Annotated in this window: 22 protein-coding genes; 6 read left to right on the top strand and 16 right to left on the bottom strand. The window is 70.4% G+C overall.

Going from position 1 to position 21,055, the window contains the following annotated elements:
• Positions 1–3: 3 nt before the first annotated feature.
• The 8 genes from flgH to PQS31_RS10960 all read right to left on the bottom strand — a co-directional run bounded on the left by flgH (position 4) and on the right by PQS31_RS10960 (position 6,852).
• Positions 4–702: a flagellar basal body L-ring protein FlgH gene (gene flgH, locus PQS31_RS10925; protein ID WP_272762752.1), complete on the bottom strand. Its 699-nt coding sequence runs from the start codon at positions 700–702 to the stop codon at positions 4–6.
• Positions 703–710: 8 nt separating this feature from the next.
• On the bottom strand, positions 711–1,496 hold the full coding sequence (gene flgG / locus PQS31_RS10930) for a flagellar basal-body rod protein FlgG (protein ID WP_272762753.1): 786 nt from the start codon (positions 1,494–1,496) through the stop codon (positions 711–713).
• 311 nt (positions 1,497–1,807) lie between these two features.
• Complete coding sequence (locus tag PQS31_RS10935; protein ID WP_272762754.1) at positions 1,808–2,557, bottom strand: flagellar basal body rod protein FlgF; 750 nt, start codon at positions 2,555–2,557, stop codon at positions 1,808–1,810.
• Between the two features lie 139 nt (positions 2,558–2,696).
• A complete protein-coding gene (flgE, locus tag PQS31_RS10940; RefSeq protein WP_272762755.1) occupies positions 2,697–3,920 on the bottom strand; it encodes a flagellar hook protein FlgE in 1,224 nt (407 codons plus the stop codon).
• A gap of 47 nt (positions 3,921–3,967) precedes the next feature.
• Positions 3,968–4,639 carry a flagellar hook capping FlgD N-terminal domain-containing protein gene (locus PQS31_RS10945; protein ID WP_272762756.1) on the bottom strand — a complete coding sequence of 224 codons (672 nt, stop codon included), beginning with the start codon at positions 4,637–4,639 and terminating at the stop codon, positions 3,968–3,970.
• 43 nt (positions 4,640–4,682) lie between these two features.
• The gene (flgC, locus tag PQS31_RS10950) at positions 4,683–5,090 is read right to left on the bottom strand and encodes a flagellar basal body rod protein FlgC (protein ID WP_096209306.1); all 408 of its coding nucleotides are present in this window, start codon (positions 5,088–5,090) and stop codon (positions 4,683–4,685) included.
• Positions 5,091–5,094: 4 nt separating this feature from the next.
• A complete protein-coding gene (flgB, locus tag PQS31_RS10955; protein WP_272762757.1) occupies positions 5,095–5,502 on the bottom strand; it encodes a flagellar basal body rod protein FlgB in 408 nt (135 codons plus the stop codon).
• A gap of 393 nt (positions 5,503–5,895) precedes the next feature.
• The gene (locus tag PQS31_RS10960; protein ID WP_096209304.1) at positions 5,896–6,852 is read right to left on the bottom strand and encodes a chemotaxis protein; all 957 of its coding nucleotides are present in this window, start codon (positions 6,850–6,852) and stop codon (positions 5,896–5,898) included.
• A gap of 230 nt (positions 6,853–7,082) precedes the next feature.
• Here PQS31_RS10960 and flgA point away from each other — a divergent pair, with 230 nt between their 5' ends.
• The 4 genes from flgA (at position 7,083) to PQS31_RS10980 (ending at position 9,725) form a co-directional block, all read left to right on the top strand.
• Positions 7,083–7,688, top strand: coding sequence for a flagellar basal body P-ring formation chaperone FlgA (flgA, locus tag PQS31_RS10965; protein WP_272762786.1), 606 nt, complete (start codon positions 7,083–7,085; stop codon positions 7,686–7,688).
• Positions 7,689–7,796: 108 nt separating this feature from the next.
• Complete coding sequence (gene flgM, locus PQS31_RS10970) at positions 7,797–8,108, top strand: flagellar biosynthesis anti-sigma factor FlgM (protein WP_272762758.1); 312 nt, start codon at positions 7,797–7,799, stop codon at positions 8,106–8,108.
• Positions 8,108–8,443: a flagellar protein FlgN gene (locus PQS31_RS10975; protein WP_272762759.1), complete on the top strand. Its 336-nt coding sequence runs from the start codon at positions 8,108–8,110 to the stop codon at positions 8,441–8,443. Before flgM ends, PQS31_RS10975 begins: the two co-directional genes overlap by 1 nt.
• Positions 8,444–8,525: 82 nt before the next feature.
• Positions 8,526–9,725 carry an ATP-binding protein gene (locus tag PQS31_RS10980; protein WP_272762787.1) on the top strand — a complete coding sequence of 400 codons (1,200 nt, stop codon included), beginning with the start codon at positions 8,526–8,528 and terminating at the stop codon, positions 9,723–9,725.
• Position 9,726: 1 nt separating this feature from the next.
• Here PQS31_RS10980 and PQS31_RS10985 read toward each other — a convergent pair whose 3' ends face one another.
• Positions 9,727–11,451 (bottom strand): EAL domain-containing protein, encoded by a 1,725-nt coding sequence (locus PQS31_RS10985; protein ID WP_272762788.1) that lies wholly within the window; start codon positions 11,449–11,451, stop codon positions 9,727–9,729.
• Between the two features lie 15 nt (positions 11,452–11,466).
• A complete protein-coding gene (locus PQS31_RS10990) occupies positions 11,467–12,783 on the bottom strand; it encodes an ATP-binding protein (protein WP_272762760.1) in 1,317 nt (438 codons plus the stop codon).
• A 151-nt stretch (positions 12,784–12,934) separates the two neighbouring features.
• On the opposite strand from PQS31_RS10990, the gene PQS31_RS10995 reads away from it, so the two are divergent.
• A complete protein-coding gene (locus PQS31_RS10995; RefSeq protein ID WP_272762761.1) occupies positions 12,935–15,691 on the top strand; it encodes a GGDEF domain-containing phosphodiesterase in 2,757 nt (918 codons plus the stop codon).
• Positions 15,692–16,332: 641 nt separating this feature from the next.
• Here PQS31_RS10995 and PQS31_RS11000 read toward each other — a convergent pair.
• The 6 genes from PQS31_RS11000 to PQS31_RS11025 all read right to left on the bottom strand — a co-directional run bounded on the left by PQS31_RS11000 (position 16,333) and on the right by PQS31_RS11025 (position 20,496).
• Positions 16,333–16,506 carry a hypothetical protein gene (locus PQS31_RS11000; RefSeq protein WP_272762762.1) on the bottom strand — a complete coding sequence of 58 codons (174 nt, stop codon included), beginning with the start codon at positions 16,504–16,506 and terminating at the stop codon, positions 16,333–16,335.
• Between the two features lie 74 nt (positions 16,507–16,580).
• Positions 16,581–17,774 (bottom strand): methyl-accepting chemotaxis protein, encoded by a 1,194-nt coding sequence (locus PQS31_RS11005; RefSeq protein ID WP_272762763.1) that lies wholly within the window; start codon positions 17,772–17,774, stop codon positions 16,581–16,583.
• A gap of 99 nt (positions 17,775–17,873) precedes the next feature.
• Entirely contained in the window at positions 17,874–18,485 is a 612-nt protein-coding gene (gene hflD / locus PQS31_RS11010) for a high frequency lysogenization protein HflD (protein WP_272762764.1), read from the bottom strand.
• Between the two features lie 9 nt (positions 18,486–18,494).
• On the bottom strand, positions 18,495–19,610 hold the full coding sequence (mnmA, locus tag PQS31_RS11015) for a tRNA 2-thiouridine(34) synthase MnmA (RefSeq protein ID WP_272762765.1): 1,116 nt from the start codon (positions 19,608–19,610) through the stop codon (positions 18,495–18,497).
• Positions 19,607–20,086, bottom strand: coding sequence for an NUDIX hydrolase (locus PQS31_RS11020; RefSeq protein ID WP_272762766.1), 480 nt, complete (start codon positions 20,084–20,086; stop codon positions 19,607–19,609). Before PQS31_RS11020 ends, mnmA begins: the two co-directional genes overlap by 4 nt.
• Positions 20,083–20,496, bottom strand: a complete 414-nt coding sequence (locus PQS31_RS11025) for a hypothetical protein (protein ID WP_272762767.1) — start codon at positions 20,494–20,496, stop codon at positions 20,083–20,085. Before PQS31_RS11025 ends, PQS31_RS11020 begins: the two co-directional genes overlap by 4 nt.
• Before the next feature lie 213 nt (positions 20,497–20,709).
• Between PQS31_RS11025 and clpS the strand changes: the two genes are divergently transcribed.
• Complete coding sequence (gene clpS / locus PQS31_RS11030) at positions 20,710–21,030, top strand: ATP-dependent Clp protease adapter ClpS (protein WP_096209292.1); 321 nt, start codon at positions 20,710–20,712, stop codon at positions 21,028–21,030.
• Positions 21,031–21,055: the final 25 nt, after the last annotated feature.

Below are 21,055 nucleotides of genomic sequence, written 5' to 3' on the forward strand. Positions count from 1 at the left end.
GACTCAGTAGGGATAGAGACGCGAATGGAAGAAACGGCCGAGCCAGCCCATCGCATTGGACTGCGCGATCGCGCCCCGGCCGCCGTAGACGATGCGGGCATCGCCCACGCGGCTGGACATCACGGTGTTGTCGGGGCCGATGTCGGCCGGGCGCACGATGCCCTGCACCTGCACCAGCTCGTTGCCCTGGTTGAGACGGATCTGCTTGCTGCCTTCGACCACCAGGTTGCCGTTGGGCAGGCGCTGGACGACGGTCACCGTCACGCTGCCCTGCAGGCGGTTGCTCTGGGCGCTGCGGCCGCTGGCGTCAAAATCCCGACTGCCGCTGGCCGAGGCGCTCAGCACATCGCGGCCGCCGATCGTGACCGGTGCGCCGAACACCTGCGGCACGCCGATGTCGATGCTGCTCTCCTTGGCCACCTGGGTGCTGGCATTGGTCTGCGCGGTGGTGTTTTCCACCAGCTGGATGGTCAGCAGGTCGCCGACGTCACGCGCGCGGCGGTCGGCGAACAGCGACATGCCGCCGTGGCCGCCGGCCTGGTAGATGGCGCCGGGCGTGGCCTGCGCGGGCAGGGCGACGACCGGCTGGATCGGCGCCATCGCCGGATACGGCCGCACGTCGCCGGCGGCGACGCAGCCCGCCAGCAGGGCGGGCAGGGCCAGTGCGCAGGTGGGGCCGAAAAACTGGAGGCGAGAGTTCATCGCGGTGCTCAGACGTTGTTGTTGAGGTAGCCGAGCATCGAATCGGTGGTCGAGATCGCCTTGGCGTTCATCTCGTACGCACGCTGGGTTTCGATCATGCTCACCAGCTCCTCGACCACGTTGACGTTGCTGCCCTCCAGCGCGCCCTGTTCGAGCATGCCGAGGCCGTTGAGACCGGGCGTGCCGTTCTGCGCGGGGCCGGAGGCGGTGGTTTCGAGGTAGAGGTTTTCGCCGCGCGCCTGCAGGCCCGCGGGGTTGATGAAGTCGGTCACGGTGAGCGAACCGATCTCCAGGCCCTGGGCCTCTCCGGCGATCTGCACGCTGACCGTGCCGTCCTTGCCGATGGTGATCGCCTGCGCGCCCTCGGGCACCTGGATGCCGGGCTGCACCGGGAAACCGCTGCTGGTGACCAGTTCGCCCTGGGCATTGATCTGGAAGCTGCCGTCGCGGGTGTAGGCCGGCGTTCCGTCGGGCATCAGCACCTCGAAGAAGCCGCGGCCGTTGACCATCACGTCGAGCGCGCGACCGGTCTGCTGCGGGTTGCCCTGCTGGAAATCCTTGGACGTGGACACCACACGCACGCCGGTGCCGAGTTGCAGGCCGGTCGGCAGCTGGGTCTGCGCGGAGCTGGCGCCGCCGGGCTGGCGCACCTGCTGGTACAGCAGATCCTCGAAATTCGCCCGGTCGCGCTTGAAACCGGTGGTGTTGGTGTTGGCGAGGTTGTTGGACACGACCGACATCCGCGTCTGCTGCGCGTCCAGTCCGGTCTTGGCCACCCACAGTGCCTGGTTCATCGATCGATCCTCGGTGCGGGCGCGCGTCGCGCCGTCGGGATGGCAGATGCAATCGGTGTGCCAGTGGAGCCGGGATTCGTGGTTCGTGGTTCGTGATTGGTGATTTGTGATTCGAAGAAGCGGGTCGGCCGCGAGCGTCAGGCGGCGCGCCGCGCTTACCCGTCTCGCATCAGGAATCACGGGCTGCGTGCCTGTGCAGCGCGGCGGCGGTGGCCATCCGGGCGACGGGTCTCGGACGAGCAACGGCGGCGGCGCCAGCAGCGCGCCGCTCTTACGAATCACCAATTACACGCGCGCGCGAAGCGCGCGCGTCAGCCCCCCAGCCGCAGCAGGCTGTTGGCCGCCTGGGCGTTGTCGTCGCCGCGCTGGATCAGCTTGACCTGCATTTCGAACTGGCGCTGCAGCTGGATCATCTGCACCAGGGCGCCGGCCGCGTTGACGTTGCTGGTCTCCAGCGTGCCGGTCGCCATCACTTCACCCGGGGCCTGGGCGAGCGGGGTCTGCGGATCGGTATTGCGCATCAGGCCGTCCAGGCCGCGCGTCAGCCGGTCGGGCGTGGCCTCGACCACGCGCAGCCGGCCGACCACGGCCATCGTCTGCGGCCCTTCGCCCAGGGGCACGATCGACACCGTGCCGTCGTGACCGATGTCGAGCGCCTGGTGCGGCGGCAGCGCGAACGGCATGCCGTTGTCGTCGACCAGCGGATGCCCCCCGGCGGTAACCAGTTGCCCGTTCGGCGTGAGCGACAGATTTCCGGCGCGGGTGTAGGCCTCGGTTCCGTCGGTCGCCTGCACGGCGAGCCAGCGGTCCTTGCGCAGGGAGACGTCGAGCGGGTTGCCGGTGACGCGCTGGGCGCCCATCCGGTTGTCGAAGCCCTGGTCGATGTGCACCGCATCGATGCGCGACGCATGCGTGCCGCCCTGGATGCGATAGGCCTCGGTATTGGCCAGCGCCGCCTTGAACCCGGCGGTGTCGGCATTGGCGAGGTTGTGCGACACCGTGCCCTGCGCCTGCAGCGTGGCGCGGGCGCCGGTCATCGCGACGTAGAGGGCTTTGTCCATGGGGGCCGTGATTCGTGATTGGGGATTGGTGATTCGAAGGAGCGGGGGCGACGGCGATCGGATGGATGGAGGAAAGCGGCTACCTCGCGGGCAGCCGCTGTTTCCAATCACCAATCACGAATCACCAATTACCCGGTCATCAACGAATGTTGATGACCGTCTGCGTCACCTGGTCCTGGGTCGAGATCATCTGCGCATTGGCCTGGAAGTTGCGCTGCGCGACGATCATGTTGACCAGCTGCTCGGTCAGATCCACGGTCGACGATTCCAGCGCGCCGGCCTGGATCTGGCCGAAGTCCGAGCTGTCCGGCGCACCGGTGCGCCCGGCGCCCGAGGTGTAGGTCTCGGCCCACATGTTGTTGCCCTGCGGCTGCAGGCCCTGCGGATTGACGAACGTGGTCAAGGCGATCTGGCCCAGCGGCTGGTCGGCGCCGTTGGAGTAGCGCGCGAACACCACGCCTTCGGCCGAGATGCTGATCTCGTTGAGCTTGCCGGCGGCGTAGCCGTCCTGCCGGGTGTCGCGCAGCTGGAAGCGCTCGCCGTACTGGGTGGAGCCGGTGAGGTCCAGGCCCAGGTTGAGCACGCCGGCTCCGTTGGCGGGCGTGAACGGATCCAGCGCGATGCGGCCGTCGGCGGGCGAGAGCAGGGCGCCGCTGTTGGAGAACTGCAGCGTGGTCGGGGCGCCGACGCTGACGCCGTCGACGTAGTTGTGCACCTGCCACTCGTTGGGATTGGCGGTCTTCACCAGGTACGAGGTCTGCACGTGGCCCACGCCCAGCGAGTCGAACACCGTGATGCCGCCGGTGGACGCGTTGTAGCTGTTGGGCTCGGCGGGGTCGAAGGTCGGCATCGTCGGCGGCGTGGCGTTGCCCGGCAGGGTGAACATCAGGTTCACCCGGCTGCTCGGGCGCGGCGGACTGTCGGTGGTCAGCAGCTGCAGGTCGGTCACCCGGCCGACGTCGAAGCCGTCGGCATTGGTGCGCGGCGGATACACCTGCAGGCGCGCGCCGTCCGGCGTCCCCACGAAGCCCTGGGCGTCGGTCTGGAAGTTGCCGGCGCGGCTGTACATCCGCGCGCCGTTCTTGTTCAGGGTGAAGAAGCCCTCACCGTCGATCGCCATGTCCAGGCTGCGCCCGGTCGGATCGATGTTGCCCTGGGAGAACTGCTGGGCGACGTTGCTGAGCTTCACGCCCGAGCCGATCGCATTGCGCGCCAGGCCGTAGGAGCTGTTGGAGAACAGGTCGGCGAACTCCGCACGCGACTCCTTGAAGCCCGTGGTGTTGACGTTGGCGATGTTGTTCGCGGTGACGTTGAGATTGGCGTTGGCCGCGTTGATACCGGACAGCGAGGTGTTGAAGCTCATGGCGGACTCCGTGAAGTCGTGCGCGGGAAAGAAGGAGGACGAGCGCGTCAGCCGACGCGCAGCACATAGCCCAGCGGCGCGGTGCCGAGGCCTTCGAGATCGAGATACAGCCCGTCGGAGCCGACCGAGACGCTTTCGACCTTGCCGCGCACGTAGGTGCTCAGGCTCGTCGTCGCACCGCTGTCGGTGACGTGTTTGGCGGTGATGCCGTAGGGACCCGCCGGCAGGCGCTGGCCGAAGGCGTCGGTGCCGTCCCAGGCGAACGCCACTTCGCCGGCAGCGCTGGCGGGCACGGTGAACTGGCGTACCGCCTGGCCGTTGGCGTCGGTCACCTCGAAGGTCACCAGGCCCGGGCCCGGCGCAGCGACGATGCCGCTGGTGGTGCCGTCGGCCGGCAGCGCGACCTTCGTCGAGGGCAGCAGCACCTCGCGCCCGACCATCGTGGCGCCGCGCAGCAGCTGGTCGCTCGCCATCGCCCCGGCGAAGCCGTCGACCGAGGCGTTGAGGCTCTGGATGCCCTGCACGGTGGAGAACTGCGCCAGCTGGCCGAGGAACGCGCTGTTCTCCATCGGGTTCAGCGGGTCCTGGTGCTTGAGCTGCTCCGTCATCAGGCGCAGGAAGTCGGCCTGCCCGAGGGATTCGGCTTTCTTGCCGCCCGCGGCCGGCGGCGTGCCGCCGAGGCCGAGGCTGCTGTAGACATCGTTGGCGATGGTGCTCATCGGAGGCTGCTCATCGGATCGGGCTCATGTCGGACGCATCGGCCTAGCGGCCCATGCTGAGGGTGGCCACCGCCAGTTCCTTGGCGGTGTTGAGCATCTCCACACCGGCCTGGTAGCTGCGCGAGGCGGAAATCATGTTGACCATCTGCGAAACGGGATCGACATCGGGCGCGTACACGTAGCCCTGTTCATCGGCCAGCGGATGGCCGGGTTCGTAACGCTGGATCGGCGGGGTGTCGCGCTCCACGATGCCGGCCACCTGGACGTTGGTCAGCGCGGGATCGCTGCCGTGCGCGGTGGCGCGGAACACGGGCTCGAGCGGCCGGTAGACCTGGTCGGGCGAGCCGGCGACGGAATCGGCATTGGCGAGGTTGCTCGCCAGCGTGCTCAGGCGCACCGACTGGGCCTGCAGCGCGGAACCGGCGACATCGAAGATCGGCAGGTTGCTCATGGCTTTACTGTCCCGTGATGGCGGTCAGGAGGTTGCGCACCCGCGACTCGAGAAAGCTCAGCGAGGCGCGGTATTCGAGCGCGGCCCGGCCGTAGGCCGCGCGCTCGGCATCGGGGTCGACGGTGTTGCCGTCGAGGCTGGCCTGGCTGGCGACGCGCGCGACCGTGAACGGCGTCAGGGCGTCGTCGCCGGGCAAGGGAATGTGGTTGGAGCGCGCCTCGCGCGCGGGCGCCGGCCCGGCCTCACGCACCCGCGCGGCGTTCGCCAGCGCGGCGTTGAAGTCGAGGTCGCGCGCCTGGTAGCCGGGCGTGTCCGCATTGGCCAGATTGCTGGCGATCAGCTTCATGCGCTGCTCGCGCAGCGGCAGGGCATCGGCCTGCAGCCCGAGATAGGACGAAATCGGATTGGACATCGGCGCCTCCGGCAAACCTGTGCCGGAAGCGGTGCAAGCGGCGTGCCAGAAGGGCGGGGATGGGGGAGTCGGGATCGGGGATTCGGACAGCGCAGCCCGGGCGTCGACCGACCATGCGTGCGTAGAGCGCGCCCGCGCGCGAACGGGATCGCCGCAACGCCCCGGTCGCGTGCGTGCTCACAGGATCAGGACGCGGGAGACCCCGCGCGCCACGCCGGGCGGGGATTCGCGGGAGTGCCGACGGCCCGCCTGGTTCGAGGCAGGCAGGTGAGCCGGGGGTAACGGAGCAACGCAACTGCCCGTTTCAGGAGCGCGCCTGCGCGCGCGGGCTCGGGTCGCCCTCATCCATCGCGCGCGCTCCTGCCGGGCGCGGGCGCGGGGGGCGCGCCGGTCTCAGGCGACCAGACGCCCGCCGGCGGCCTCGGCCACCTCGCTCAGCCGCCGGAGGACCTCGTCGGCCAGGTCGTGCGGGCTGTACTTGGCCACGAACGCGTCGGCGCCGACGCTCTGCACCATCGAGGTATTGAACACACCCGACAGCGAGGTGTGCAGCAGCACGAACAGGTCGGCCAGGCCGGGATGACGACGGATTTCCGTCGTCAACGTGTATCCGTCCATCGCCGGCATTTCGATATCCGACACCACCATCGCGTAGCGCTGCGACGGGGGTTCGCCGGAGGCGTGCAGTTGCAGCAGATGATCCAGCGCTTGGCGGCCGTCCGAGAGCAGCGTCACGCCGACGCCCAGCTGGTCGAGCACGCTGCGGATCTGCTGGCGGGCCACACGGGAGTCGTCGACCACCAGCACCTGCATCGGCGGCGCGCCCTCGGGCAGGGCGTACTCGGGCGACAGGTCGGCGTCCATGCGCGCCTGCGAGATGTCCGCCAGCACGCTTTCCACGTCGATGACCTGGATCAGCTCGCCCTGGAAGCGCGTGACCGCGGTCAGATACCCGCCGTCGGCGCCGAGGTCGGGCGGCGGCTGGATGTCGGCGACCGCGATATTGACGATCCGCTCGACCTCGCTGACCAGGAAGCCCTGCACGGAGCGGTTGAATTCGGTGACCACCAGGTAGCCGGGCAGGTCGTTCTGGGCCCGCTCGGGATGACCGATCGCCAGGCCCAGGTCGAGAACCGGCACGCTGCGGCCGCGCACGTCGGCCACGCCGGCGAACTGGGCCGGAAGGCCGGGCACCTGGAACAGGCTCGGCCGGCGCAGGACTTCCTGCACCTTGAACACGTTCACGCCAAAAATCTGGCGGCCACCAAGCCGGAACAGCAGCAGCGCCAGCCGATTGTGGCCGGCGAGGCGGGTGCGCTGGTCGATACGGTCGAGCAGATCATCGGACATGTCGCCGGTATCGGCCCTGCCGGCGTCGACTTGAGGGGGCGGGCGTGACGAAGGCGGCGCCGCGGGTCTGCCCGCACGCTCCGGCCGGGCGGCGACTGCGGCACGGGATTTGCATGAACCCGCGCGTCCCGCCTGCCGTCCTGCGAATGCCCGTCATGTCCTACATCCGTTTCTGTCATCCGCGCGTGCGTGCCTGCCTGGCCACGGGCCTGCTGGCGGCCGGCCTCGCGATGACCGCCGTGCACGCGGCCGCCTTCCAGCCGGTGGAGTCCATCCGCACGGCGGCCCTGTCCGCCGCCGGCGCGGGCATGGAGGCCGAGGCCAATCTCGACCCGGCGCTGCGCATGCCGATGTGCGCCCAGCCGCTGGAGGCCCGGCGTACCGCGGCCACGACGGTCGAAGTGGCGTGCCCGTCGGGCTGGCGCCTGTTCGTCCCGGTGCGCGTGCGGCGCAGCCAGACCGTACTGGTGCTGGCGCGCAGCGTGGCTTCAGGGGAGACGATCACGGCCGATGTCTTCACCACCGAGGCGCGTGATACCGCGCGCATCGCAGGTGCCGCCATCGCCGACCCGGCCGAGGCGGTCGGTCGCAGCGCCCGGCGCACCCTGGTGGCCGGCAGCGTGCTGACCGCGGGCGACCTCGTCGCGCCGCGGCTGGTGCGGCGCGGCGATACGATCGCGCTGGTCTCGCGCCAGGGCGGCATCGAAGTGCGCATGGCGGGCAGGGCGCTGGCCGATGCCGGCGCCCGCGAGCGTGTCAGCGTCGAGAACCTGTCATCGCGCCGGGTGGTGCAGGGCACGGTGGACGAGGCGGGGGACGTCATCGTCAGCCGCTGACCCGGCCACCCGCCCCGCAGCCAGTGAAACAATTGCCCTCAAGCTTTCCCGAGGCCCGCCGATACCGGCCATGATCCCACTCAAGACACGCGTGTCAGGACCCCCGACATGACCCAGAAGATCGAAGGACCCTCCGTTCCGGTGACCCGTGCGATCGGCTCCGTCAGCGGCGCCCAGGTGGCGCGCGCCGGCGACCCGCGCGACAAGGCCATCGAGGCCGCCAACGGCGGCGACAGCCTCCGTCTGACCGGCGAAGCCGCCGGCATGCAGGCGCTGCAGCGCGATCTGGCGACCCGCCCGGCCTTCGACGAGGCCAAGGTGCAGGCCGTGCGCGAATCGCTCGCCGCCGGTACGTACAAGGTCGACGCCGAAGCCATCGCGTCGCGCATGCTCGATCTGGACGCCCGGCTGGCCGGCTGATGTCCGACCCCCAGGCCAGCCTCGAGCGCCTGGCGTCCGCGCTCTCCGACGAGCGCGACGCCCTGATCGCGCACGACGTCGAGGCGCTGATGCGCTCCACGCGCGACAAGATCGTCGCGCTGCGCGAGCTCGAGGCCTTTCCGGACGGCGAACTCTCCGGCCCGCTGGCCGAGCTGGCCGAATTCAACCGCGCGAACGGGGCCCTGCTCGCGCGCCGGCGCCGCGAGGTGAACTGGGCCCTGCGCCATCTGGGCCGGACGGAAAGCGCGCCGGCCTACGACGCGAGCGGCCGCGCCGACCATCTGTCCCGTCCGCGCGAACTGGCGGTCGCCTGAGTCCACGGCGCCCTCCACGACGCCGTTGCACACGGCTTAGACTGCAGGCTTCCCGCTGCCGGATCCTGCTGCCGTGACCCTGCTGTCCCCGCTGTCCGCCCCTCCTGCCCCGCTGGCCGCGATCGCCCTTGCGCGCATCGACGAAGGCGTCTGCCTGCACGAGGCGGACGGCCGCCTGATCTACGCCAATCCGGCCGCCGAAGCCCTGCTGCGTCTGCATCCGGCCTGGGTCGAGATCGCCGGCCGCCTGGATCGCGTATTGACCGCCGATGCCATGCGGCATGCACGCGACAACGCGCACTGGGACGGCGCGATCACGCTGGCGCCCGGCCGGGCCCTGGATGCCCGGCTGTACTGGCTGGGCGCGGACAGCGGCCGGTTCCTGCTGCTGCTCAAGGACGGCGCCCGCAGTGACGACGAGCAGGCCCTGCAGCTGCGGCACGAGGAACTGAACGTGCGGTTCAACGCCGCACAGGAGCAGCTGCTGCAATCGGAGAAGCTCGCGTCGATCGGCCAGCTCGCCGCCGGCGTGGCGCACGAGATCAACAACCCGATCGGCTACGTCCACTCCAATCTCGGCAGCCTGCAGGAATACGTCGGCAACCTGTTCGCGCTGATCGACGTCTACGAACGCGCCCTGCGTTCGGCCGATCCGCATGCGATGCGATCGGAGATCGACGCCACCCGCGAACGTCTGGACGTGGATTTCATCAGCCGGGATCTTCCGCAACTCCTCACCGAGTCGCGCCAGGGCATCGAGCGGGTGACCGGCATCGTGCGCGACCTGCGCGATTTCTCGCGCTCCGACCGTGAACATGCCTGGCGTCTGGCCGACCTGCATGCGGGCCTCGATTCGACCATCAACATCGTCTGGAACGAGCTGCGCTACAAGGCCAAGCTGGAGAAGCACTACGGCACGCTGCCGATGATCGAGTGCCTGCAGTCGGAGTTGAACCAGGTCTTCATGAACCTGCTGCTCAACGCCGGCCAGGCGATCGACGGCGAAGGCGTGATCACCGTGCGCACCGGGCACGAGCCCGGCCAGGTCTGGGTGGAGATCGGCGATACCGGCAGCGGCATCGCGCCCGAGATGCTGCAGCGCATCTTCGATCCGTTCTTCACCACCAAGGCAGTGGGCAAGGGCACCGGACTCGGCCTGTCGATCTCCTACGGCATCGTCGCCAAGCATCACGGGCGGATCGAGGTCGACAGCGCGCCCCAGGCCGGCAGCCGGTTCCGCGTGATCCTGCCGGTGCGCCAGCCGCAGACCGATCCGGCCTGATTCAGTCGATCGGCACGTCGCGTCCGCGCTGGCTGTCGTAGGTGCGGAACGCTTGGCGGATGTGCTCGCGCAGCTTGTTGTCGTCCCAGGGCTTGGTCAGGAACCGGTAGATCGCGCCCCGGTTGATCGCATCGGTGACGGTGGCCAGATCGGTGTAGCCCGAGAGCACCAGGCGGATGGTGTCGGGATAGAGCATCTTCACCCGGCCGAGGAACTCGGTGCCGTCCATTTCCGACATGCGCTGATCCGACAGGATCACCTGCACGTCGTTGGTCGCGAGCAGCCCGAACGCGTCGCGCACGTTGCCCGCGGCGAGGATGCGGTAGCCGTCACGGCGGAACAGTCGCACCAGCGAGCGCAGCACGTTCTGTTCGTCGTCGACCAGCAGCAGGGTGCGGTCGGACTGGGTGGCGGTGAACAGTTCAGGCCGTAGATACCGCTGACGCAGGGCCTGGCTCGCGGCTTCGGCGGTCATCGGTTCGCCGAAGAGATACCCCTGGAAGTAGTCGCAGTCGGCGCGGCGCAGGAAGCCCAGCTGGGCCTCGGTCTCGACGCCGTTGGCGATGACCTTCATGCCGAGCTGGTGGCCCATCGCGATGAGCGCACGGACGATCGCCGTTTCGCGGTTGCCGGCCGGTGCGGCGCTGATGAAGCTGCGGTCGATCTTGAGGATGTCCGCCGGGTAGCGCACCAGTGCGCTGAGGCTCGCATCCCCGGTGCCGAAATTGTCCAGCGTCACCGCGATGCCTTCGTGGCGCAGCGCCGAGACGGTGCGGTAGACGATGTCGGTGCTGTTATGGGTGAGCACGCGCTCGTTGAGTTCGAGGACGATCGCGGTCATCGGCAGGCCGGCCTGCTGCATGCGCCCGAGCAGCCGGTCGACGAAATCGGTCTGCAGCAGTTGCTGCGTGGTCACGTTGATGCCGACGAAGAAGTCGTCGAAACCCTGTTCCCGCCAGGCCCGGACCTGCGCGATCACGCGTTCGAGCATCCAGTCGCCGATCTGCAGGATCACGCCGATGCGCTCGGCCGTGGGCAGGAAGCGTTCCGGCAGCAGCAGGCCGAGGACCGGCGACTGCCAGCGCACCAGGGCTTCCATGCCGATCACGCGGCCGTCGCGCGCGCTGATCTTGGGCTGGTAGCGCAGGCGGAACTCGCCGTTGGGCAGCGCATCGACGATCTGCCGGGCGATGGCGCTCTCGCTGTGGGCGCGGTCCTGCACGTCGAAGGTGTGCAGCTGCACCGGGTCGTCCACCGCGTGCGACGCTCGGCGCACGGCGGTTTCCGCCAGATGCAGCAGACGGCTCGCGTCGTCGCCGTGCTGCGGGCACAGGCTGATGCCGATCTTGGCTTCGAGAAAGAGCGTGTACGGCAACACCTCGAGCGGCCGCTCGATCTCGGCGATCAGGGTTTCGGCGATCGCCTGGGCATCGGCCGCGTCGCCGCCGGCCGGCAGCGGCACCGCGGCGATGAACTCGTCGCTGCCGTGGCGCCAGACCTGTCCGCGTCCCTGCAGGCGATCCTGCAGCCGCGCACCGACCGCCTCCAGGGCCGCATCGCCGACGTCCATGCCCATGTTCTGGTTGACCGAGGCGAAATGGTCGATGTCGACATGCAGCAGCACCAGCGGTACGTCACCCCGCGCCGCGGTCGCGATCATCGCCAGCAGGTCGGGATGGGCCGCGCCGAGGCGCGGCACGGCGGCGGGCGGATCGGGAACGGGCATGTGCATCGAGGAATTCTAGCCGCGGCCGGCCGCTGCGGCGGCCTCGACGGTGGCCGGCGCATAGGGCAGCCAGGCATCGAGCCGCGTTCCGCTGCCGGGTGTGGCCGAAACCTCGAGCCGGCCGCCGGCGCCGTGGGCGCGTTCGCGCATGATCACCAGCCCCAGGCCACGCGCGGCTTCCGGCGCGAACCCGCGGCCGTCGTCGTGCACACTCAGGTCGAGCCCGTCACCGGCGTCGCGGAGCGTGAGCTGCACCCGCCCGGCACGCGCGTGGCGCACCACGTTCGTCAGCGCCTCCTGTGCGATCCGGAAGCACGCCTGCTCGACGCCGGGATCCGGGCGCTGCGGCAGCGGATGGATGTCGAGGGCCGCCTCGATACCGGCATTGCGCAGCAGGCGCTCGGCGTGCCAGCGCAGCGCGGCTTCGAGCCCCAATGCGTCGAGTTGCGGGGGCCGCAGCAGGATCGAGATGTCGCGCAGACGTTCCAGCGTCGCGTCGGCCAGCATCAGGATGTCTTCGAGATCGTCGCGGCGGCGCTGGGCATCGTCTTCGTCGAGCGCCGAACCGGCGGCCATCTTCATCGCGGTGACCGACTGTCCGATGTCGTCGTGCAGTTCACGCGAGATCGCCCGCCGCTCGTCCTCCTGCAGGGTGAGCACCCGCACCGCGAGCGCCTGCAGCTCGCGGTTGCCGGCGGCCAGCTCGTCGCGCATGCGCTCGGCGTCGGTGAGGTCGCGGACGACGAGCAGGGTGCAGGGCCGCTGCTCGTGCCGGGTCTGGGCCACGGTGAGGGCCGCGCGGAAGACGCTGCCGTCGCGGCGGCGCATCGGTAGCGTCGGTGGCGGTTCACAGGCATCCGGCGCGCGGCGCCAGCTTTCGACCGCGTCGCGGTCCTGCTCGGGGACGAGATCGGACACGGCCACACCCGTCAGACCCTCCGGCGCGTAACCGAACATCGCTTCGCCGGCGGGGTTGGCGAAGGCCACGCGATCGTCGACGAGCAGCAGCACGCCGTCGGGCAACAGACGCATCAACTCCCGCAGCTCGCGCCCGGCTGCCGGCGCCGAGCCGACCGTCGCCGAGGCGTCGTCGCAGCGGGGGAGACGCCGGTGCAGCCAGACCGCCATCAGGGCACTGCCCGCCAACGCCGTCGCCGTGGCCACCCAGAACGCCGGCATGACGCCGACTGGCCGATTCCACAGCGCGACCAGTCCCCATGCGCCCAGCACCAGACCTGCGTGAAGCGCCGGAAGCTGCCATCGCAGTGCCGTGACGTCGAGGCGCCGATCGGCCTCGGTCCGGGGCTTGGGGCGGGACTGTCCGGTCGGCATCCCGACGGCTCTCCTTCCTTGCGCGTGGGTGCAGTCTACCCGCGGGTCCGGGGGGCGGCTCAACTTCATCCCGGACGGGCCGCTAACTACCGGGACGCCCTGCCGGCCACCGGAGCCCGGGGTGCGCGAACCACGGAGTGCACGCAGCGCAATGGAGTCCGGCCTCATCTCGAGCCTTCTCGACCATCCGGTGTCGGACGGCGTGCTGCTGCTCGACCGGGGTGGGCGCTGCCTGGTGGCCAATCCGGCCGCCCGGCGACGCGGACTCGACCGCCTGGTCGAACATCACGCCCTGTCGCTGGCCGGTCTGTATGCACGCCTGCTGGCCGGCGAGCGCGAGCTGCCCTGCGAACTGCCCGACACCGGCGCGCCGCTGCGCGGCCTGTTGCGCACGATCGAGATCGACCCCGGTGCGCCGGTCGCGTTCTCGCTGAGCATCCGCCTGTCCGAGGACCTCGACGACTGGCTCGAGGCCGCGGAGTCGGGCGGTCATGCGCTCTGGGTCTGGGATCTGCGCCACGACCAGATGCGCGGCTCCGGCGCCTGGCTCGAATGGGTGGGCCGCCCCGGACACGAGGCGCCGTTGCCGTTCGAGGCCGTCGAGGCGCGCATCCACCCCGAGGATCGCGCCGGCATGCGCCGCGCGCTGACCGCCTATCTGGACGGTGAGGCGAGCGACTATCTGTACGAGTACCGCTGCGCGCTGGCGGATGGCGCCTGGCGCTGGGTCCGCGACAGCGGACGCATCACCGCCCGCGATGCCCAGGGCCGCCCGTCCAAGGTCGCCGGCACGCTGACCGGCATCGACAGCCAGAAGCAGCTGGAGCAGACCCTGCGCGAGCAGCGTGGCCTGGTCGAGGCCACCCAGCGTCTGGCCGGCATGGCCAGCTGGCAATGGGACCAGGCCAGCGGCCGGATCGACTGCGCGGCCGTGCTGTGTGAACGCCTCGGCCTGCAGGCCGGGGATGGCGTGCGGGTGTGGCTGCGGCGGGTCCGCCGCGCCGACCGCGCCGCGCTGCGCCGCGCGTGGCGCAGCCTGCGCGACCAGCGCCGTCCGGTGCAGTTCGAGATTCCGGCCGCTGCCGACGACGGCCCGGTCTTCCTGCGCATCTGGGCCTCGCCGCAGCTGGACGAGGCCGGACGCTGCCGACGCGTGCTCGCCCAGATCCAGGATGTCACGCGGCAGCACGAACTCGATGCCGAGGTCGACCGCCGCTCCGCGCTGCTGCGCCGGGTGGCGACGCTCGGCCGTATCGGCGGCTGCGAGATCGATGCCCGGACACGCGTGCTGCACTGGACCGGCGAGTGTGCCGGCCTGCACGGGCGCGAGGAAGACTCGCTGCCGCTGGCCGAGCTGCTGCGCCACTACACGACCGAATCGCGCGAAGCGCTCGAAACCGCGATGGATCGCGTGGCCGGCGGCGCCTGCGCGCAGAGTCTGGAGCTGTGCTTCTACCGGCCCGACGGCGCGCAGGTCTGGACCCAGGCCGTCGTCGATTTCGAACACGACGACGGCCGCCCGCCGCGGTATCTGGTGCTGTTCCGCGACATCTCCGGCGAACGCGCGGCCCGTGAGCGGATCGAGCGGCTGGCGCATTTCGATCCACTGACCGGGCTTCCCAACCGCTCGCGCCTGCATCAGGACGTGGATGCGGCGCTCGCGAACGGCGGCGGCCTCTATCAGGCCCTGCTGCTGCTCGACATCTCGGGCTTCGGCGGCATCAACGAGGCCCACGGCCACGCCACCGGCGACCTGGTGCTGCGCACGGTCGCCGCGCGCCTGCACATGCTGGTCGACGCCGGCGATCTGTTCGGACGCATCGGTGCGGACGAGTTCGTCGTGCTGTTGCAGCAGGGGACGGGGCGTGACGACGTGGCCGCGACCGCCGAGCGCATCATGCGCGGCCTGTCGGACCCGGTGCCCGCGGCCGGCGAGCTGCTGCGTTTCGGCATCAGCGCCGGCATCGCGGTGCGCCCGCCGGGCGTGGGGTTCGACGAGCTGCTGCGCGCGGCCGGCGTGGCCCTGCACGGGGCACGCCAACGCGGCCGCAACCGCCTCGAGTTCTACAGCCCGGATGCCTGGCAACGTGCCCGCCGCCGGCTCGACATCGAACACGCCCTGCGCAGCGCACTGGAAAAGGACGAGTTCTCGCTCGCCTACCAGCCGCAGATGGATCTCGACGCGCAGACCGTCTGCGGCGTCGAGGCCCTGTTGCGTTGGGAACACCCGGCGCTGGGAACCTGCGGACCGGACGAATTCATCGAGATCGCCGAGACCACCGGCGACATCGTGGCGATCGGCGAGTGGGTGCTGCGCGAGGCCTGCCGCCAGGCGGCGGCATGGGACGCGGCAGGCCTCGCGTTCGGCCGCATGTCGGTCAACGTGTCCGCGGTGCAACTGCGCGACCCCGGCTTCGCCCAGCGGGTGCTCGGCGCCTGCAATGCCGCCGGCTGGCCGCCGGCACGGCTCGAGCTGGAACTCACCGAATCGGCCCTGCTGCACGACACCGACGCCCTGTGGGCCTGTTTCGGCGTGCTGCGGGCCGCCGGCGTCGGCTTGGCGGTCGATGACTTCGGCACCGGGTTCTCGAGTCTCAGCTATCTCAGCCGCTTCCCGGTGGGCCGCCTGAAGATCGACCGCAGCTTCATCGCCGAACTGGCCGCCGGCGATGCCGACGGCCGGGCCACGGCGGTCACCCGCGCCATCATCCAGCTCGGCACCGCCCTGCGGATGCGCGTGCTGGCGGAAGGGGTCGAATCACCCGTCGACCAGCAACTGCTGCGCGAGTACGGCTGCAACGAGGTCCAGGGCTATCTGTATGCCCGTCCGTTGCCGCCGCGCGAGATGGCCCGCTGGTTGCAGGGGCAGGCGCCGGTCGCGGCCCAGTCGGACCTGGCGCTGGTCTGACGTCTTTTGCGGGGACGGACGTGCCGGGCAGCCGTGCTGCCGCCGGCATCTCGGACCATCCCGAGCGCGCGGCCCCGGGCTGCGCCGCCGGTCAGAGCCCGCGGCGTCGGATCGACGCGCCAGCATGTGAGCCACCGGTCGTCGAGACCGCTCGACCGCCGCGCGCAGCAGGGCGGGGCGGTCGTATCCGCGCCCATCCGGCGCCGACGCCATCCGCCGGCGCAGCGGCCGGGCCGTGAGCCAGACTCCGGGCCTCGGCCTCACACCCGTGCCGGCCTCCTGGCCATACGTCCCGCCAGACCGTGCGCGACCGGAAGCGCGGCACGTGAGCGCGCGCGTCGGACGCGGGCGCCGCCGGAGGCTCCGGGCATCGTGGCGCGATGCGCCCGGGGAGGAGGTGAGGTCGTATCGCACGGCTGTTCCGCAGGGGCGCGGCACGCGTCCGACCGCGGACACGGAGCCTGCCGAGGCGAACGCAATCGCGGACTGCACGCTCGCCAGGTCGGGTGCCTACGCGCTGCGGCGAATGCCCGGCGCCTGCCGACCGTCCGGCGCGGCTCTGCGGCGTCCCATGGTCGGCAGCGAGGGGCAGCTCACCTCGGATGGCCGGGCGCCGTGTGCCTGACCGGCGGCGCGCCGCTTCAGAACCCGGCCGCGAGATCCCAGGCGATGACCGATTCCACCGCATCCATCGACGTCGCGGCGCCTGGCGCGGCCCCGGCGAGGAGACTCTCGAGCTCGCGCCTGCCCGCCAGTTCCAGGCGGTCCAGCAGATCGCCGCCGATCCGGCGCACATCGGCCGGTGCCGACGGCACACACGCGCATGCCCCGGCGGTTGCCGGGGCATGCGGGGTATCGCGTGTCGAGCCGTCTTCCAAGGCGCGGGCCGTCAGAACAGCTCGACGGTGCCGGCACCCATCGAATCCTGGGTCACCGGCTTGTGCGGCGGCCGCTCCCAGGTGCTGCGCAGATCGCGCAGGCGCTGACCGATACGCTGCAGGGCACGCATCAGATCCTCGTCGTAGACACCACCATTGCGACGCAGCAGGTCCTGCAGGTCGATCGCTTCCCGGTTGATCGCGTTCAGGCGCTCGAGATGCGAATGCACGCCGCCGAGTGCCTGGGTGGCGATGTCCTCGAACTGCAGCGCACGTACCGCCTCGCTCACGCTGGCGTCGATCGCGCGGCCGCACTCGGAAATCTCGCGCATGCCATCGCCGAGCGTGCGGTTGATCGTGGCCACCTGCTCCAGCATGCCGGCCGCTTCGGCGCGGGCTTCGCGGGACCGGTCGAGGTCGCGCGACGCCATGCCCGACACGGTGTCGCGCACCTTGGCGATCGATTCCTTCGACGAATGCGCCAGCTTGCGGATCTGCTCGTTGAATGCGGTCGAGCGCTCCGACAGGTTGCGCACCTCGTCGGCGACGACGGCGAAGCCACGTCCCGCCTCGCCGGCGCGGGCCGCTTCGATGGCGGCGTTGAGCGCCAGCAGGTTGGTCTGGTCGGCAATCGACTTCACGTCCTCGAGCAGGGCGAAGATGCCGTCCAGATGTCCCGCCATCTCGTCGATGTGGGTGACGGTCACGCCGCTCTGGCCGCTGACCTGCTCGAGCGCCTCGACCAGCTGTTCCATCCGCTGACTGGCGTGCTGGGCGAAGCGCGCGACATCCGCGCCGCCCATGCCGTCCTGGTCGCCGGTGCGGTCGAGCAGGCGGCTCATCGCCTGCGACTGCTGGCGGGACTTGCGGTTCATCGCGTCGAAGCTGCTGCCCAGACCGCTGACCGCCTGGCGGATCAGTTCCCGGGCGCGCTCCACCTCGTTCCGCGATCCTTCGATCTCGGTGCCGACGAACTGGCGCAGCTCGGTCAGAAGTTCGTCCTGCTCCTTCAGCGCCCGCGCATGCTCGGGCGAAGAGCGGCCTTCACGCCGCACCAGCAGGTAGATGCCCGCCAACCAGCTGGCGGTCAGGGTGAGCAGGATCGCCCAGCGCACCGGCGCAGCCCAATCAAGGACGAACGCGAGTGACAGCAGCAGGGTCAGCGCCAGCGGCGCGGCAAGGTGGATCAGGATGCGTGCGTACATGGGCGCTCTCAGGGGATTTCTCACGTCCCCGGTATCGGCACCCACCCGCGCGGCTTTAGCGCGGAGAAGCGCATCCGGCGTTCCCGCCGGCGCCGCCGATCACGGCACCATGCGCGCGATCGACTCGAGCATCCGCCCACGGCCGATCAGCAGTTCCCATTGGCTGCCACCGAGCTGGCGCCAGAGCACGGCCGCACGCACCGCCGCAAGCAGCAGGGCGCGGATCTCGGCCACCACCTGGGCCTGACCGAGGTAGTGCGGCGCGCCCTGGACCATCACCCGCGGCCGCAACTGGCTGATCGTCTCGGCGTACAGCTCACCGAGCGCGCGGAGCACGTCGGGATGGGTGGCGCCGTCGTCACGGGCCCGCGGTGCGATCCGCTGCAGGCCGTCGCTGACCGCATCGATCACGTCGGGCTCGGCCGAGAACCGGCGCTCCAGCCGCAGCACCGACATCGCCAGCTTGGCCACGCCGTCGTCGGGCTGCTGTCGGGTGAAGATGTCGCGCAGCAGGCGCAGGCCGGGCTGCAGGCGGGGCACGCCGCCATAGACATCGGCCACGGAATCGGCATCGATCCGGAACACGCTGGCGATCACCGCCTCGGCGGGGTCGTGACGGGACTGTCCCGATTCGGCGGTCGTGCGCACCTGCTGCAGGGCCTGGGCCAGGGCCGCAAGCGCGAGGACGCGGTCGTCGAAGGAATTGCTCATTACGCCAGTTTACCCGCTGCCCGCGGATGCCGCGGCGCGCGGCGCATCGGTGGAGGCGATGACGGCGCCGCCCAGGCATTCGTCACCGTCGTAGAGCACCAGGGATTGCCCCGGTGTGACGGCGCGCTGCGGACGTGCGAAACGCACGGTCAGCGTGCCGTCGTCGTGCGCGGTCACGGTGCAGGCTTCGTCCGGCTGCCGGTAGCGGGTCTGGGCCCGGGCCTCGAACGTCGAGGCGGGCGGGGCACCGGCCACCCAGTGGGCCGCGGCGGTGCGGGTGACGTTCGACATCAGCCACGGGCTGTCGCGCACCTGGTCCACGACCAGCACGTTGTCCTCGACCCGCTTGTCGACCACGTACCACGGCGCCGCCGCGAACCCGCGCACGCCACCGAGCTGCAGCCCCTCGCGCTGGCCCAGGGTGAAATAGAAGACCCCCGGATGCGTACCGACGACCTGACCGTCCGGCGTGCGGATCTCGCCCTCGCGTGCAGGCACATACCGGGCGAGGAAACTGCGGAAATCGCGCTCGCCGATGAAACAGATGCCGGTGGAATCCTTCTTCGCCGCCGTCGGCAGGCCGGCGTCCCGCGCCATGGCCCGCACGTCGGACTTCGGCAGCTCGCCCAGTGGAAACAGGGTGGCCGCCAGCTGCGGCTGGCCGAGCTGATGCAGGAAGTAGCTCTGGTCCTTGCCGCCGTCGCGCGCGCGCAGCAGGCGCCAGCGGCCACGGGCATGATCGACTCGGGCGTAGTGGCCAGTCGCGATGCGCCCGGCGCCCAGCGCCTGGGCCGCGTCGAGAAAATGCTTGAACTTGATCTCGCGGTTGCACAGCACGTCCGGGTTCGGCGTGCGGCCGGCGGCGTATTCCTCGATGAAATGGGCGAAAACGCCGTCCCAGTACTCGCGGGAAAAATCCCGGAACTGGATCGGAATGCCGAGGCGCCCGGCCACCGCGACCGCATCGCGGCGATCGTCCTCGGCCCGGCAGTCGCCGCTGCCGTCGTCGGCCCAGTTCTGCATGAACACACCCGCGAGCGGTACGCCGGCATCACGGAGCAGCAGGGCCGCGACCGACGAGTCCACGCCGCCCGACAGGCCGACCACGACCTCGGGCGCGCTCATGCCACCTGCTGGAGCAGCGACAGCGGGAACCGCTGACCGGCCAGACAGTCGGCCACCGCGGTCCACACCAGTGGACTGCGATGCCGTTCGGAGGCGTCGCGCAGCTCGGCGGGCGTCAGCCACATGGCGCGCTCGATGCCGTCGTCGAGGACGCGGGACGGATCGTGCGCCACCGGCCGGGCGACGAATGCGAAGCGGAGGAACTGCCGTCCGGCCTGGCCATCCGGCCGCGTCGGCGCCGTCCACTGGTACGCACCGACGAAGCCGGTGAGTTCGACGGTCCAGCCCGTTTCCTCCAGCGTTTCACGCACGGCCGCCGCGACCAGCGATTCGTCCGGCTCGAGATGTCCCGCCGGCTGGTTCAGCACCAGGCGGCCCTCCGCGTGTTCTTCGACGCACAGCACGCGGCCCTCGTCGATCACCACCGTCGCCACCGTGACATCCGGTTGCCAGAACCGGCCTTCGCGCACGCTCACAGCGCATCCTCGCCGGTGAGCCGCTGTTCCATGTCGTCGGCCAGCTGGGCAGCGGCCTCGAGTGCCTGCTCGATGCGCGCCCCGTCGGCGTCGTCGTGCAGCTTGATGACGTAGAACAGCACGTCGCCGGCGATCTCCCACGCGCCGAGGATGTTGGACTGGCTGTCGCGCAGCAGCATGTCGCTGCGCGCGGCATCGAACCCGCCCGCCGGCACCCGCGCCGCAGGCGAGAACACCTCGCGCACCGCGCTGTCGCCGAAAACGTGCGCCCGGCCGGCGACGAACGCCACCTGCGAACGCTGCTCCTGCTGCCAGGCGAAGACCACCCGGTAGTCACCGTCGGCGTCGCGCTCGTAGCGCACGCCGCGGGCATCAAGACGCGCGGCCAGCGTGGCGTCCGACGCCGCCATATCCGGCGCGTCCGCTTGCGGTTCCGACCTGAATGACGGCGCGGGAGAGGCCGCGACCGCGGCGGTTGACGACACCAGCAGCATGCCGACGGAGACGATGCGGCGGAGAGCGGAGGGCATGCGAGCGACCTGGACGGGGGATGCGATCATTCTGAGGCCGGTCATCCGGAGCGTCCATCCGCGCCCGATGGGACGCCGTTCTATAATTGCCGCATGAGCCGCAAGCACGACCACGACCACGACCACGGCACCGCCGTGGCGACCAGCCGCCCCGAAGTGGCGCCCCCGCCGCTGTACTCGGTGCTGCTGCTCAACGACGACTACACCCCGATGGATTTCGTCGTCGAGATTCTGATCCGCTTTTTCGCCCTCGACATCGAGCGCGCCACCCAGGTGATGCTGCACGTCCATACCCGTGGACGGGGGGTCTGCGGGGTCTACAGCCGGGAAGTCGCGGAGTCGAAAGTGGCACAGGTGAACGAATACGCACGACTCAACCTTCACCCCTTGCTCTGCACGATGGAAAAGGCCTAAACAGGTCCCGGGGCAGGGATGGAAA

It is taken from the genome of Luteimonas sp. BLCC-B24 (assembly GCF_028550595.1).
GTDB lineage: Bacteria > Pseudomonadota > Gammaproteobacteria > Xanthomonadales > Xanthomonadaceae > Luteimonas.

What these genes read in the sequence shown, in the direction of transcription:
- PQS31_RS11025 (WP_272762767.1), bottom strand. Translation starts at nt 20,496, where the DNA reads ATGGCGGCGTCGGACGCCACGCTGGCCGCGCGTCTTGATGCCCGCGGC.
- clpS (WP_096209292.1), top strand. Translation starts at nt 20,710, where the DNA reads ATGAGCCGCAAGCACGACCACGACCACGACCACGGCACCGCCGTGGCG.
- PQS31_RS10935 (WP_272762754.1), bottom strand. Translation starts at nt 2,557, where the DNA reads ATGGACAAAGCCCTCTACGTCGCGATGACCGGCGCCCGCGCCACGCTG.
- mnmA (WP_272762765.1), bottom strand. Translation starts at nt 19,610, where the DNA reads ATGAGCGCGCCCGAGGTCGTGGTCGGCCTGTCGGGCGGCGTGGACTCG.
- PQS31_RS11005 (WP_272762763.1), bottom strand. Translation starts at nt 17,774, where the DNA reads ATGTACGCACGCATCCTGATCCACCTTGCCGCGCCGCTGGCGCTGACC.
- flgA (WP_272762786.1), top strand. Translation starts at nt 7,083, where the DNA reads ATGACCGCCGTGCACGCGGCCGCCTTCCAGCCGGTGGAGTCCATCCGC.
- PQS31_RS10975 (WP_272762759.1), top strand. Translation starts at nt 8,108, where the DNA reads ATGTCCGACCCCCAGGCCAGCCTCGAGCGCCTGGCGTCCGCGCTCTCC.
- flgC (WP_096209306.1), bottom strand. Translation starts at nt 5,090, where the DNA reads ATGAGCAACCTGCCGATCTTCGATGTCGCCGGTTCCGCGCTGCAGGCC.
- flgB (WP_272762757.1), bottom strand. Translation starts at nt 5,502, where the DNA reads ATGTCCAATCCGATTTCGTCCTATCTCGGGCTGCAGGCCGATGCCCTG.
- PQS31_RS10945 (WP_272762756.1), bottom strand. Translation starts at nt 4,639, where the DNA reads ATGAGCACCATCGCCAACGATGTCTACAGCAGCCTCGGCCTCGGCGGC.
- PQS31_RS10995 (WP_272762761.1), top strand. Translation starts at nt 12,935, where the DNA reads ATGGAGTCCGGCCTCATCTCGAGCCTTCTCGACCATCCGGTGTCGGAC.
- PQS31_RS10985 (WP_272762788.1), bottom strand. Translation starts at nt 11,451, where the DNA reads ATGCCCGTTCCCGATCCGCCCGCCGCCGTGCCGCGCCTCGGCGCGGCC.
- flgH (WP_272762752.1), bottom strand. Translation starts at nt 702, where the DNA reads ATGAACTCTCGCCTCCAGTTTTTCGGCCCCACCTGCGCACTGGCCCTG.
- PQS31_RS10960 (WP_096209304.1), bottom strand. Translation starts at nt 6,852, where the DNA reads ATGTCCGATGATCTGCTCGACCGTATCGACCAGCGCACCCGCCTCGCC.
- PQS31_RS10990 (WP_272762760.1), bottom strand. Translation starts at nt 12,783, where the DNA reads ATGCCGACCGGACAGTCCCGCCCCAAGCCCCGGACCGAGGCCGATCGG.
- flgM (WP_272762758.1), top strand. Translation starts at nt 7,797, where the DNA reads ATGACCCAGAAGATCGAAGGACCCTCCGTTCCGGTGACCCGTGCGATC.
- hflD (WP_272762764.1), bottom strand. Translation starts at nt 18,485, where the DNA reads ATGAGCAATTCCTTCGACGACCGCGTCCTCGCGCTTGCGGCCCTGGCC.
- flgG (WP_272762753.1), bottom strand. Translation starts at nt 1,496, where the DNA reads ATGAACCAGGCACTGTGGGTGGCCAAGACCGGACTGGACGCGCAGCAG.
- flgE (WP_272762755.1), bottom strand. Translation starts at nt 3,920, where the DNA reads ATGAGCTTCAACACCTCGCTGTCCGGTATCAACGCGGCCAACGCCAAT.